Source organism: Pseudomonas sp. H2_A10, from assembly GCF_054680085.1.
The window spans coordinates 1,713,001-1,726,801 of the sequence record NZ_CP162821.1 but is presented as its reverse complement, the minus strand read 5'-3'; the positions used below and the strand labels follow the sequence as shown (position 1 = coordinate 1,726,801).

Here is a 13,801-nt window from a genome sequence, read left to right as displayed (position 1 = left end):
TCACAGCTTGTCCAAAGTCACGCCGCCCACTCCTCTGCGCGCCGCTCATATAGCGCCGGGAGCGCCCCTGCACGGCACCCTCAAAGGCGCGTTGGCGACGCTCGTCCTCATGCTGCTCGCGTTATTGTTCTGGCAACTGCTGGATCAACTGCAGCAAAACCAGAAAAACCAGCAGCAATACACCATCGACTACAGCGCCGACCTGGCGGAGCAGATCAGCCTGAATATGGCCCTGAGCGCAAAAATCGCCCTCAACCTGCTCCCGATGCTCGAACCGCCGCGCGACAACGAACAGCAACAAGCCTTGATGCGCACCTTGCAGCGCTCGCTGCCGGAGCTGCGCAGTATCGCCCTGCTCGCCCCCAGCGGCGCGATCATCAGCGACAGCGCCACCGACAGCCAGGACGGCGCCTGGCTCGAAAACTTGGTTCAACGCAGCCACGGCCAGTCCTATTACCTGAGCAACAACGACGACGGCACCCTCATTTATCTGCTCCTGCACCAGCCCAGCGGCGGCTCGCGGGTGTACTGGGCGCTGCGCCTGGCACCCGCCTACCTGGCCAACCTGACCCGCCAGGACAGTCAGGGCCAGCGGCCGATGTGGGCCATCGAGAACCGCCTGAACCACCGCGTAGTCAGCCGTGACAGCGGCATGCCGATGCAATGGGACGGGGCCCTGACCCCGGACGACCTGAATAAAAGCGTGCTGGTCACCCCGTTAAGCAAAAGCGACTGGCAACTGCGCGGGATGTTCGACCGTACGGCCGTGCTGGAGCAACTGTTGCCGGCGTTTATCGGCAAGTGCCTGCTAGGCCTGGCTTTTTCGCTGATCCCGGTGATCGTGCTGCTGAACATGCGCCGCCGCCAACGCCAAGTGCACGAAGGCCGCCGGCGCTACCAGGATATTTTCGAAGGCACCGGCGTCGCCCTCTGTGTACTTGACCTCTCGGGCCTGAACAGCTTTTTTGACAAGCCGTACATGCAGACCCGTGAGCAACTGCGTCTGTGGTTGCAGGACCATCCCGATGGGCATAAGCAATTGCTCAAGGAATTGCGCATCACCGAGGTCAACCAGGTGGCGGTGCGCCTGCTGAACGTGTCGTCCTGCGAAGACGCCTGGGAACGGCTTATCAATGATTGCCCGGACAATGCCACGTCCATCGGCCATCAGATACTCGAAGCGGTGCGCACTCACCAGAACCAGCTGGAGCTGGAAATCCAGTGCAAGGACATCGCCGGCAACGAGCAATACCTGTGGCTGGTCATGCGCCTGCCGGAGCAGCAAGACGACTTCAATGCGGTGATCCTCAGCATCAGCGATATCACCAGCCGCAAGCTGATCGAACTGTCGCTGGTCGAGCGTGAAGGTTTCTGGTCGGACGTCGTACGCACAGTGCCCGACCACCTGTACGTACAGGATGTGATCAGCCAGCGCATGATTTTCAGCAACCACCACCTCGGGCACACCCTCGGCTACACAAAGGCCGAACTGCAGCAAATGGGCGAGTACTTCTGGGAAATCCTACTGCACCCCGAAGATGCCGAGCACTACCACGATTTGCGCCTGCAACAGCGCCAGGCCGGCTATAGCGCCCAACTGCAATGCCAGTTGCGCTTTCGCCATCGCAACAATCAATGGCGACGCTTCGATATTCGCGAACAGGCCCTGGCGCGGGACACGACCACCCAAGTCACGCGCATCATCGGCGTGGCCAAGGACATCACCGACCAGATCGAAGCCAGCGAATCCCTGCGCGACAGTGAACAGCGTTACCGCATGCTGGCCGAAAGCATCAGCGACGTGATCTGCTCCACCGACAGCCAGTTGGCGCTCAACTACATCAGCCCGTCGGTGAATGCCGTGCTGGGGTATGACGTGGACTGGGTGTTCAAGAACGGCTGGCAGTCGATCATCGCCAACCCAAAGCAACTGGCCGGCATTTATAGCCTGGTGGAGCAAGTCAGCCGTGCGCTGGGCGATATCGAGGCGCTGAACAAGCTGCGCGATGACGTGCAGACCCAACTGTTCCTGTTCGATTGCTTGCGCGCCGACGGTCGTAAAGTACCGATCGAGTTGCGCCTGGTGCTGGTGTGGGATGAACACGGCGCCTTCGAGGGCATCCTGGGGGTAGGCCGCGACATCAGCCAGCAACGCCGGGCCGAAAAAGACCTGCGCATGGCGGCCACGGTATTCGAGCACTCCACGTCGGCGATCCTGATCACCGACCCGGCGGGCTATATCGTGCAGGCCAACGAGGCGTTCAGCCGGGTCAGCGGCTATGAGGTGAGTGACGTACTCGACCAATTGCCGAACATGCTCACCGTTGACGAGCAACAGGAAGCGCACTTGCGCTACGTGCTCAAACAACTGCACCAGCACAGCACCTGGGAAGGCGAAGTGTGGCTCAAGCGCCGCAATGGCGAGCACTACCCTGCCTGGGTCGGCATTACCGCCGTGTTCGACGATGAAGGCGATTTGGCCAGCTACGTGTGCTTTTTCAGTGATATCAGCGAGCGCAAGGCCAGCGAACAACGCATCCACCGCCTGGCGTATTACGACGCCCTGACCCACCTGCCCAACCGCACACTGTTCCAGGACCGCCTGCACACCGCGTTGCAGTCGGCGGAGCGGCAGAAGTCGTGGGTGGTGCTGATGTTCCTCGACCTCGACCGTTTCAAGCCGATCAACGACTCCCTGGGCCACGCCGCCGGCGACCGCATGCTCAAGGAAATGGCCACCCGCCTGCTCGGCTGCGTGGCCGAAGACGATACGGTGGCGCGCATGGGGGGTGACGAGTTTACCTTGCTGCTGCAACCGCGCCTGAGCCGCGAGATGGCGCTGAACCGTGCGATTCACGTGGCCGAGCAGATCCTCGCCAGCCTGGTAAAACCCTTCGTGCTCGAAGGCCGCGAATTCTTCGTGACCGCCAGTATCGGCATCGCCCTCAGCCCCCAGGACGGCAACGAGCTGAGCCAACTGATGAAAAACGCCGACACCGCGATGTATCACGCCAAGGAGCGCGGCAAGAACAACTTCCAGTTCTACCAGGCCGACATGAACGCCAGCGCCCTGGAACGCCTGGAGCTGGAAAGCGACCTGCGCCACGCCCTGGACCAGAACGAATTCGTGCTTTATTACCAACCGCAGTTCAGCGGCGACGGCAAACGCCTCACCGGCGCCGAGGCTTTGCTGCGCTGGCGCCATCCACGGCGCGGGCTGGTGCCGCCGGGGGACTTTATCCCGGTGCTGGAAGAATTGGGCCTGGTCGTGGATGTCGGCGACTGGGTGATCAGCGAAGCCTGTCGCCAGCTCAAGACCTGGCATCAGAACAAGGTCCGCGTGCCGAAAGTGTCGGTGAACATCTCGGCGCGGCAGTTCTCCGACGGGCAACTGGGCACGCGCATCGCCACTATCCTCAAAGACACCGGCCTGCCGCCGGCGTGCCTGGAACTGGAGCTGACCGAAAGCATCCTGATGCGCGAAGTCAACGAAGCCATGCACATCCTCGACAGCCTGAAAAACCTGGGCCTGAGCATCGCGGTGGACGACTTCGGCACCGGTTATTCCTCGCTCAACTACCTCAAGCAGTTCCCTATCGACGTCTTGAAGATCGACCGTACCTTCGTCGACGGCCTGCCGTCCGGCGAGCAGGACGCGCAGATCGCCCGCGCGATTATCGCCATGGCCCACAGCCTGAACCTGGCGGTGATCGCCGAGGGTGTGGAAACCCATGAACAACTGGACTTCCTGCGCGAGCATGGCTGCGATGAAGTACAGGGCTACCTGTTTGGGCGACCGATGCCGGCGAATCGGTTCGAGGCGCAGTTCAGCAATGACGCGCTGTTCATGTTCGACTGACATGCTGCTGTGGTGGGGCTTGCTCCCGATGAGGCCGGCACAGTCACCGCCCACCCCCAGATGAGCCCCACTTGTCCGCGACATGATGTCCTTTCATATGCCATCTAAAACCCATTGGGTTAGAATGCCCTCCTTTTCTGCCCCCGATCCTTGAGGACCGCCATGTTCAGCCGTGATTTGACCATTGCCAAGTACGACGCCGATCTCTTCGCCGCCATGGAGCAAGAAGCCGTGCGCCAGGAAGAGCACATCGAGCTGATCGCTTCGGAAAACTACACCAGCCCTGCGGTCATGGAGGCTCAAGGTTCGGTTCTGACCAACAAGTACGCCGAAGGCTACCCAGGCAAGCGCTACTACGGCGGTTGCGAGTACGTCGACGTGGTTGAGCAGTTGGCCATCGACCGTGCAAAAGAGCTGTTCGGCGCCGATTATGCCAACGTCCAGCCGCACGCCGGCTCCCAAGCCAACAGCGCGGTGTACCTGGCCCTGCTGCAAGGCGGCGACACCATCCTGGGCATGAGCCTGGCCCACGGCGGTCACCTGACCCACGGCGCCAGCGTTTCATCCTCCGGCAAGCTGTACAACGCCGTTCAATACGGTATCGATGCCAACGGCCTGATCGACTACGACGAAGTCGAGCGCCTGGCGGTCGAGCACAAGCCAAAAATGATCGTGGCCGGTTTCTCGGCCTACTCGCAGATCCTGGATTTCCCGCGCTTTCGCGCAATCGCCGACAAAGTCGGCGCCTACCTGTTCGTCGACATGGCCCACGTGGCCGGTCTGGTCGCCGCTGGCGTCTACCCGAACCCGGTGCCTTTCGCTGACGTGGTCACCACCACCACGCACAAGACCCTGCGCGGTCCACGTGGCGGCCTGATCCTGGCGCGCGCCAACGCCGAGATCGAGAAGAAGCTGAACTCCGCCGTATTCCCTGGCGCCCAGGGTGGCCCGCTGGAGCACGTGATCGCCGCTAAAGCGATCTGCTTCAAGGAAGCCCTGCAGCCTGAGTTCAAGACCTACCAGCAACAAGTGGTGAAGAACGCCAAGGCCATGGCCGGCGTGTTTATCGAGCGCGGCTTTGATGTCGTGTCCGGCGGTACCGAGAACCACCTGTTCCTGCTGTCGCTGATCAAGCAGGACATTTCCGGTAAAGATGCGGACGCTGCCCTGGGCAAAGCCTTCATCACCGTGAACAAGAACTCCGTGCCAAACGACCCACGCTCGCCGTTCGTCACCTCGGGCCTGCGCTTCGGCACCCCGGCCGTGACCACTCGTGGCTTCAAGGAAGCAGAGTGCAAGGAACTGGCCGGCTGGATCTGCGACATCCTGGCAGACCTGAACAACGAAGCCGTGATCGACGCGGTCCGTGAGAAGGTCAAGGCCATTTGCAAAAAGCTGCCGGTGTACGGCGCTTGATAGTAGCTGCCTGAATAAGAAGCCCGGCTCTTGAGCCGGGCTTTTTTATTTATGCCCGTTTGAAATGCAATCCCCAAATCAGGACTGGTAGACCTTGGCAAAGCCTTGGCGAATCTTGTCTTCCGGTAATTCATCGGCAATAAACACAATCACACTTTCCCGCGTCTCGCCTTCGGCCCATTCGGTATCCCAGTCGAAGCCATAGAGCTTCAACACCCCCTGGAACACCATGCGCCGATCCTCCCCGGCAATGTTCAGCACGCCCTTGTAGCGCAGCAGTTGCTTGCCGTGGCCTTCCAACAACTCGTTCATGAATTCACTGAGGCGGTCGATATCCAGCGGTTGGTTGGTGCGCAGCACCAGGCTGGAGATACGGTCGATGGACGGCGCCTTGCTCACCGGGCGCAGGCTCATGCCGGCGTTGAGGTTGAAGCCGCGCACATCGAGCAACTCGGCGAGGTCGATGTTGCCGTGGTTTACCACACGGATCGGCGCGCGACGGTTGATACGCGTCAGGCGTTCGCTGAGGGCGTCGAAGGTCGCGTCGTCTACCAGATCACGTTTGCTGACCAGCAGGCGGTCGGCGAAACCGATCTGCGCCTGGGCGATGGTTTGGGTCAGGTGATGCTCGGCGTGGGCCGCATCGACCAGGGTGATGATGCCGTCGAGGATGTAACGCTCGCGCAGGTCTTCATCGATGAAAAAGGTCTGGGCCACGGGAGCGGGGTCAGCCAGGCCGGTGCATTCGATGACCAGGCGGTCGAAGGCAATTTCACCGCTGTCCAGGCGCTCCAGCAGCAGGTAAAGGGCTTTGGTCAGGTCGGTGTGGATGGTGCAGCACACGCAACCGTTGGACAGGGTCATGACTTGCACCGGTTCTGCGCCCAACAGTTGGGTGTCGATGCCGGCGTCGCTGAATTCGTTTTCGATCACGGCGATTTTAAGGCCGTGCTCGGCTTTGAGCAGGTGGCGCAGCAAGGTGGTCTTGCCGGCGCCGAGGAAGCCACTGAGGACGGTGACGGGGATGGGAGAGGACAAAGACAGTTCTCCTTATGACTGAAGAAACACAAAACAAATGTGGGAGAGGGCCTGCTCCCGATAGCAGTGTGTCAGGCAGTTATCTGTCACTGACACACCGCTATCGGGAGCAAGCCCCCTCCCACAATAGATCACCACTGGCCCGAACTATCGGGTCAGCAGCACTTGGGCCCACCCTTGCCACCGTAACGGGCTTCCTGGCGTTCCCGGAAGAACGCCTTGTAGTCCATCACCGGTTTGTCCGGGTGTTTGGTTTGCATATGCTCGACGTAAGTGTCGTAGTCGGGCATGCCGACCATCAGGCGCGCGGCCTGACCGAGGTATTTACCGAGGCGACTGATGTCATTGAACATGGCTGCAATCCTCGATCAAGCGTCCGGTACGGCCTGGAACGGGGCTTCTTTATCCGTGCGTTCTTTGTTGCCCCAGGCGGCGACACCGACCTTGAGCGCATAGAACAGGATGCTGAATACCACGAACAGGAACAGCGCCGTCAGCGTTGCGTTGGTGTAGGCGTTCCAGATCACGTGCTGCATCTGGTCGATGCTCTTGGCCGGCGCCAGGATCTGGCCGCCTGCCAGGGCATCGCTGTACTTCTTGGCCAGCGACAGGAAGCCGATCGCCGGGTTAGCGTCGAACAGCTTGATGAAGCCCGCCGTGGTGGTGCAGATCAGCAGCCAGACCGCCGGCAGCATGGTCACCCAGATGTAGCGTTGGCGCTTCATTTTGATCAGCACAACGGTCGCCAGCATCAGCGCGATACCCGCCAGCATCTGGTTGGAGATACCGAACAGCGGCCACAAGGTGTTGATGCCGCCCAGTGGGTCGATCACGCCTTGGTACAGCAGGTAGCCCCACATCGCCACGCAACCGGCCGTTGCGATCAGGTTGGCGGTCCAGGATTCGGTGCGCTTGAGCGCCGGCACGAAGGAACCCAGCAGGTCCTGCAACATGAAGCGACCGGCACGGGTGCCGGCGTCAACGGCGGTCAGGATGAACAGCGCTTCGAACAGGATCGCAAAGTGGTACCAGAACGCCATGGTGTTTTCACCCGGCAGCACACTGTGCAGGATCTGCGCGATACCCACGGCCAATGTCGGCGCACCGCCGGCACGTGCCAGGATGGTGGTTTCACCGATGTCATGGGCCACGGCCGACAACGCCTCAGGGGTAATTGCAAAGCCCCAGTTGCTGACGGTCTGCGCCACGGTCACCACGTCGGTCCCGACAATCGCCGCAGGGCTGTTCATGGCGAAGTACACGCCAGGCTCGATCACCGACGCGGCAACCATCGCCATGATGGCGACGAACGACTCCATCAACATGCCGCCATAACCGATATAGCGGGCATGGCTTTCACTGGCCAGCAACTTGGGCGTGGTGCCCGAGGAGATCAGCGCGTGGAAGCCCGAGACCGCGCCGCAGGCGATGGTGATGAACAGGAATGGGAACAGGCCGCCCTTCCACACCGGGCCAGTGCCATCGATGAACTGGGTCAGCGCCGGCATTTTCAGGTCGGGCATGGTCACCAGGATGCCGATTGCCAGGGCAATGATGGTGCCGATTTTCAGGAACGTGGAGAGGTAGTCACGCGGTGCCAGAATCAGCCAGACCGGCAGCACTGCCGCGACGAAACCGTAGCCGATCAGCATCCAGGTGATCTGGATCCCGGTGAAGCTGAACGCCTTGGCCCAGACCGGGTCAGCGGCAATCTGCCCGCCCAGCCAGATCGAACCCAGCAGCAACGCCACGCCGATGACCGAAATTTCACCGATGCGGCCCGGGCGGATGTAGCGCATGTAAATGCCCATGAACATCGCGATCGGGATGGTCGCCATCACCGTGAAAATGCCCCATGGACTCTCGGCCAGGGCCTTGACCACGATCAGCGCCAGCACCGCGAGGATGATGATCATGATCAGGAAGCAGCCAAACAGCGCGATGGTGCCCGGAATGCGGCCCATCTCTTCGCGAACCATGTCCCCCAGGGAACGGCCGTTGCGACGGGTGGACAGGAACAGGATCATGAAGTCCTGCACCGCACCGGCCAGCACCACGCCGGCGATCAGCCAGAGCGTGCCGGGCAGGTAGCCCATTTGCGCCGCCAGTACCGGGCCGACCAACGGGCCTGCGCCGGCAATCGCCGCAAAGTGGTGACCGAACAGAATGTGTTTGTTGGTCGGCACATAGTCCAGACCGTCGTTATTGATCACTGCGGGGGTGGCCCGCCGTGGGTCGAGTTGCATCACGTTATTCGCGATGAACAGGCTGTAGTAGCGATAAGCAACCAGGTAGATGGCCACTGCGGCAACCACAATCCACAAGGCGTTGATCGCCTCGCCGCGGCGCAATGCCACTACGCCAAGGGCGCACGCTCCTACGATTGCCAGCACCAGCCAGGGTAGGTGGCGTAGCAGGCTATTATTATTTTTCATTTTTATATTCCAGCCAGGGTGGACAGAAAGGACAGCATCCGGAGTTTAGCGCTGTTGGCTTTAAAGGCCACCCCCCTACGTTGGTCTAGAGCCTTGCAACGGCAAAAAAAGCCGAAATAAAGGCTAAGTGATGGCGCAGGGCTACACTGCTTCTATCCATCGAGGGTTTCACCATGACCGATCACCCGTCCGACCGCCGCTGTTTCCGCCGGATTGCGATTGACGCCAAGACCGAAGTTCGACAAAACGGCCAGGAATGGCCGGTTAAATTGCTGGATCTGTCGCTGAAAGGCTTGGCGATAAAACGGCCCGAGTCCTGGAAAGGCAATAACGCACTCCCCTTCGAAGTCGACATCCGCCTGGACCCGAAGGCGCATATAAAGATGCGGGTAAAACTGACCCACGACGACCACGGCCAATTAGGCTTTGAGTGCAAGGAAATCGATCTGGACTCGATCGGCCACCTGCGGCGGCTGGTCGAGTTGAACCTGGGTGATCAGCAAGAGCTAGAGCGGGAACTCGGCGCGTTGCTGCACGTGTGATGGCTCAGGGAAACGCCTTACGCGCGGGAAACTCGCTTTCCGTGTCCCAATAGCCTTTTTTCTGGCTGGACACGCCCCGCCATTGCCCATCGACAAAACGATAGGTCTCGTATCGGGTGGCAAAATCGTCCTCGCCCTCGCCGTCCATGAAGGACGACACCTGCAACAGTTCATCCGCGCCGCCGCTGGCGCTCACGACCTTCCACTCGGCCTTGCCGGTTCGCGCCAGGGTCAAGGGCTCGACCTTGCCGTCGGCGCCGGTGTAATTCACCGGTTTGAGTTGCTGTTTGGCCGGCAGCAGCAATTGGGTGGCAGGCCCGCTGTAACTGCCCATCGGCGCGGTCTGGTCGATGGTCAGAAAATACACAGGTTCAGGCTGCCCTTTAAGCGGCGCTTTCTTGACCTTGGCCAACGGATAGCCCAGGTTCTGGTGTGCGATCACATCACCGGCAGGCGATACCAGGCGTACTTGCGCCTCAAGCAGCGGGTTCTCCAGCAGATCGGCGGTGTCGTCGAACGAGTCCGCATCCAGCCCGCTGCCCCAGCTGTCTTTATGCATCTGCGCGCTGATGCGCTGGTCTTCCAGCACTTGCAACGCGCTGCCATCTTCCATCGACAGTTTTTGCGCCAGGCGATAACCCGCGGGCAGTTCAGCCGCCCACGCCATGGCCGGCGATACGGCCAGGGCGACACACAGGGCAGCGATTGCCCGGTAGTTCAAACGTTGCATAGCGTGCCTTCCTGATTCATTCGAAAAGTGCATCCAATGCCTGCTCCAGGCGTGTTACCGCAATAATCTGCAAGCCCGCCGGCGCCTCCTTCGGCGCATTGCCCTTGGGCACGATGGCGCGCTTGAAGCCGTGCTTGGCGGCCTCCTTGAGGCGTTCCTGGCCGCTGGGTACCGGGCGTACTTCGCCGGACAGGCCAACCTCGCCAAACACCAGCAAGTCGTGGGGCAACGGCCGGTTACGCAGGCTGGACATCACCGCTGCCATCAAGGCCAGGTCGGAAGCGGTTTCCAGCACTTTGACCCCGCCCACCACGTTGAGGAATACATCCTGGTCGTGGGTAGGAATGCCGCCGTGCCGGTGCAATACCGCCAGCAACATTGCCAGTCGGTTCTGATCCAGGCCAAGCGTTACCCGGCGAGGGTTGGCCAGGTGACTGTCATCCACCAGCGCCTGCACTTCCACCAGCATCGGCCGGGTACCTTCCCACGTTGCCATCACCACGCTCCCCGGGACTTCTTCCTGGGCACGGGTCAGAAAAATCGCCGACGGGTTGGAGACTTCTTTCAGCCCCCGGTCGGTCATGGCGAATACGCCCAACTCGTTCACGGCGCCGAAGCGGTTCTTCACCGCCCGCAGCAAGCGCAAGCGGCCGTCGGATTCGCCTTCGAAATACAGCACGGTATCGACCATATGCTCCAACACCCGTGGCCCGGCCAACGCGCCTTCCTTGGTCACATGGCCGACGAGGAAGATCGCCGTGCCGCTCTGCTTGGCATAACGCACCAGCAGCGCCGCACTCTCGCGCACCTGGGACACGCCGCCGGGCGCCGATTGCAGTTGCTCGGTGAAAATCGTCTGGATCGAGTCGATCACCATGACCTTGGGTTTTTCGATGCGGGCCGTGGCGATGATGCTTTCGATGCAGGTTTCGGTCATGACCCGCAGTTGATCCTGGGGCAAGCCCAGGCGGCGCGCGCGCATGGCCACTTGCTGCTGGGACTCTTCGCCGGTGACGTACAGCGCCGGCATGCGGCTGGCGATGCTGCACAGGGTTTGCAGCAGGATGGTGGATTTGCCGATACCGGGGTCGCCGCCGATCAGTACCACCGAACCGTCCACCAGGCCGCCGCCCAACACCCGGTCCAGCTCGCCGGAGGCGGTGGAAAACCTTGGGATCTCTTCGACGCTGACTTCGGCCAGGGTCTTGATCTGCGCCTGTTGCCCGGTCCAGCCGGCACGGCCGGTAGGGGCTGCCGCGCCGCCGCTCTCGATCATGGTTTCGGTGAGCGTGTTCCAGGCCCCACACTCGCCGCACTGGCCGGCCCACTTGGGAAAGGTCGCGCCGCACTCGGTGCAGCCGTACATGCGCTTGGCCTTTGCCATTTGAGAACCTCCAACCGAAAAACCGCGATGATAGCTCAGCGCGACGCCGGGGTCCGGATTTCACCGCCGGCCAATCGTGAAGCACTGTTGCCGACCGGGTCTTCGGCATTCAGGTCAGCGCCCTTGGCTTTCAAGGCGTCGAGCAACTCCACGCGCTTGAACAAGCCGGCGTACATGGCTGCCGTCTGCCCGGCACCGTTGCGTTGGTCGGGGTTGCAGTCAGTGGCCAGCAGGCGCCGGGCGATTTTCAGCTCGCCCTTGAAGATTGCGCCCATCAACGCCGTATTGCCGCGATTGTCCTGCACGCAGGCATCGGCGCCGGCGGCGAGCAGGCGGTCCACATAGGCGCCTTCACCGTGGTACGCGGCGAGGATCAGGGCGGTATAACCCTTGTCGTCCTGGACGTTGAGGCTGTAGCCGGCCTCGATAAAGGTATTGAGCATGTCGACGTCGCCACGGCGGGCGGCGTCGAAGTAATAATCCTGCAGCTGTGCCTTGAGTGCCGCTGGCTCGGGTGGCTCGGCATGGGCGACAAGGGCCAGCATGGCCATCAATAAACCGATAGAAATACGCATAGGGTTCTCCTGTCAGAGGTCGACGCCCCCTTGGGCGTCGACCGGAACCAACGGGTCAGTCCGTCAGTTTTTCAGCCAGCGCCTTCACGCGCGCCAGGTCACCCTTGGCAACCTTGGTCACGCCCGTGCCGTACTCCGGGTCTGCCTTGTAGAGGAACGACAGGATGATGTGCTTGCTCTCGTCATCGGTGGTGGCCAGGGAGCCGCCGAAGTTGTCGATCAAGTCCTGGCGCTCCTTCTGGTTGTAGGAGCGGTACAGGTCACCGGCCTGCTTGAAGTTCTGCTCGCGCTGGATCTTCGCCTGCTGGGTACTGCCCACCAGCGCCGACTGGCTGTATCGCGCGGCTTGCGGCTCTTCGCGCGGCATCAGGCGGCTTGGCTGGTAATTCACACCCGTGGTGGTTTTGCCGACGTTCATCGCGCCATCCTGGTTACCATTGTTGACGGTGGCCCGTGGGGCGTTGATCGGCAATTGCAACGCATTGGCACCCAGGCGGTACATCTGCGTGTCGGCGTAGGAGAACACCCGGCCTTGCAGCAGGCGGTCTTCCGACGGCTCGATACCCGGCACCAGGTTGGCGGGGGCCATGGCTACTTGCTCGGTTTCCTGGAACACATTCGCCGGGTTGCGGTTCAGCACCATTTGCCCGACTTTGCGCTCGGGCACATTCGGCCAGATCTTGGTCGCGTCCAGCGGGTCGAAGTCGAACTTGGCCAAGTCTTCAGGTTTGAGCACTTGCACATACAGATCCCACTTGGGGAAGTCGCCCTTGTTGATGTGCGTGACCAAGTCGTTAGTCATATGGCTGTAGTCACGGCCCTGTACCTCGGTGACTTGTTTTGGGTCAAGGTTCTTGATGCCCTGCAGGCTCTTCCAATGGAACTTGACGTAGTGCACTTCGCCCTTGGCGTTAATCAACTTGTAGGCATGTACGCCGTTGCCGTCCATTTCCCGATAACTGGCAGGCGTGCCGGCATCGGAATACAACTCGGTGAGCGTACGCGTGGACTCGGGAACATGGGAGAAGAAGTCAAAACGGCGGGAGTCGTCATCCAGGTTAGTGCGGGGGTCCGGTTTAAAGGCGTGGACCATGTCCGGGAACTTGATGGCGTCGCGGATAAAGAACGTCGGGAAGTTATTACCCACTAAGTCCCAATTACCCTCGGCGGTGTAGAACTTGGTGGCGAAGCCGCGTGGATCACGCAGTGTTTCCGGCGAGTGGTTGCCATGCACCACGGCCGAGAAGCGCACGAATACCGGGGTCGCTTCGCCGGCGGCAAAGACTTTGGCCTTGGTCAGGTCGCTGAGGTTATCGGTGACGGTGAAGGTACCGTGGGCACCGGTGCCACGTGCGTGCACCACGCGCTCCGGGATACGCTCGCGGTCAAAGCGCTGCAGTTTCTGGATCAACTGCACGTCTTGCAGCAGCACCGGGCCGTTGGCGCCGGCGGTTTGCGAGTTCTGGTTGTCGCCTACCGCGGCGCCGTTATCGCGGGTCAGGTTGGCGGCCTGCACCGACAGGGAAAGCAGGCTGGCGGTCGCCAGCGCCACTACGTGACGCGCCAGCAACGGCCCGCGGCTCATTGACTTGTTCATCGAGGTTTCCTCTGGTTTTTTTAATGCACATTCAGTTGTGCTTGCCAGAGGCTAGTGACCCGCGAGTCAGAAGATAAATAGAAATAGCCCACCAGGGCGATTGAGAAAATAGTGTAGTAACCCACTGAAATGACGGGTATTCCGCGCGCGATTGATGGCACTTTGCAAACTATTTGCGATTTAATGTGTCGATAAAAACTAACAGTGTTAACAGTTGTGTCGGGC

The 13,801-nt window shown here is 61.0% G+C and carries 10 protein-coding genes; 3 read left to right on the top strand and 7 right to left on the bottom strand.

Translation table 11 applies throughout. The annotated features are described in order from the left end of the window. The first annotated feature begins 7 nt into the window (after positions 1-7). Together AB4O23_RS07980 and glyA are read left to right on the top strand one after the other, a co-directional pair. The gene (locus tag AB4O23_RS07980; RefSeq protein ID WP_065876767.1) at positions 8-3,859 is read left to right on the top strand and encodes a bifunctional diguanylate cyclase/phosphodiesterase; all 3,852 of its coding nucleotides are present in this window, start codon (positions 8-10) and stop codon (positions 3,857-3,859) included. Positions 3,860-4,021: 162 nt separating this feature from the next. Then, positions 4,022-5,275, top strand: coding sequence for a serine hydroxymethyltransferase (gene glyA / locus AB4O23_RS07975; protein ID WP_017528864.1), 1,254 nt, complete (start codon positions 4,022-4,024; stop codon positions 5,273-5,275). Between the two features lie 78 nt (positions 5,276-5,353). Here the strand turns inward: glyA and yjiA are convergent, their stop codons facing one another. The 3 genes from yjiA to AB4O23_RS07960 form a co-directional block, all read right to left on the bottom strand. Continuing rightward, positions 5,354-6,313, bottom strand: a complete 960-nt coding sequence (gene yjiA / locus AB4O23_RS07970; RefSeq protein ID WP_065876766.1) for a GTPase — start codon at positions 6,311-6,313, stop codon at positions 5,354-5,356. 155 nt (positions 6,314-6,468) lie between these two features. Next, positions 6,469-6,666: a YbdD/YjiX family protein gene (locus tag AB4O23_RS07965; RefSeq protein ID WP_003194308.1), complete on the bottom strand. Its 198-nt coding sequence runs from the start codon at positions 6,664-6,666 to the stop codon at positions 6,469-6,471. Positions 6,667-6,681: 15 nt separating this feature from the next. Beyond that, complete coding sequence (locus tag AB4O23_RS07960) at positions 6,682-8,748, bottom strand: carbon starvation CstA family protein (protein ID WP_017528866.1); 2,067 nt, start codon at positions 8,746-8,748, stop codon at positions 6,682-6,684. Between the two features lie 173 nt (positions 8,749-8,921). Here AB4O23_RS07960 and AB4O23_RS07955 point away from each other — a divergent pair, with 173 nt between their 5' ends. Then, the gene (locus AB4O23_RS07955; protein ID WP_065876765.1) at positions 8,922-9,290 is read left to right on the top strand and encodes a PilZ domain-containing protein; all 369 of its coding nucleotides are present in this window, start codon (positions 8,922-8,924) and stop codon (positions 9,288-9,290) included. Positions 9,291-9,294: 4 nt separating this feature from the next. Here the strand turns inward: AB4O23_RS07955 and AB4O23_RS07950 are convergent, their stop codons facing one another. Genes AB4O23_RS07950 through katB form a run of 4 tightly spaced genes read right to left on the bottom strand, consistent with a single transcriptional unit; the run spans position 9,295 to position 13,576 of the window. Then, on the bottom strand, positions 9,295-10,020 hold the full coding sequence (locus tag AB4O23_RS07950) for a hypothetical protein (protein WP_083221644.1): 726 nt from the start codon (positions 10,018-10,020) through the stop codon (positions 9,295-9,297). Between the two features lie 16 nt (positions 10,021-10,036). Then, a complete protein-coding gene (gene radA, locus AB4O23_RS07945; RefSeq protein ID WP_017528869.1) occupies positions 10,037-11,404 on the bottom strand; it encodes a DNA repair protein RadA in 1,368 nt (455 codons plus the stop codon). A 35-nt stretch (positions 11,405-11,439) separates the two neighbouring features. Continuing rightward, positions 11,440-11,979 carry an ankyrin repeat domain-containing protein gene (locus AB4O23_RS07940; RefSeq protein WP_460062809.1) on the bottom strand — a complete coding sequence of 180 codons (540 nt, stop codon included), beginning with the start codon at positions 11,977-11,979 and terminating at the stop codon, positions 11,440-11,442. A gap of 55 nt (positions 11,980-12,034) precedes the next feature. Beyond that, on the bottom strand, positions 12,035-13,576 hold the full coding sequence (gene katB / locus AB4O23_RS07935) for a catalase KatB (RefSeq protein WP_065876763.1): 1,542 nt from the start codon (positions 13,574-13,576) through the stop codon (positions 12,035-12,037). Between the last annotated feature and the right edge of the window lie 225 nt (positions 13,577-13,801).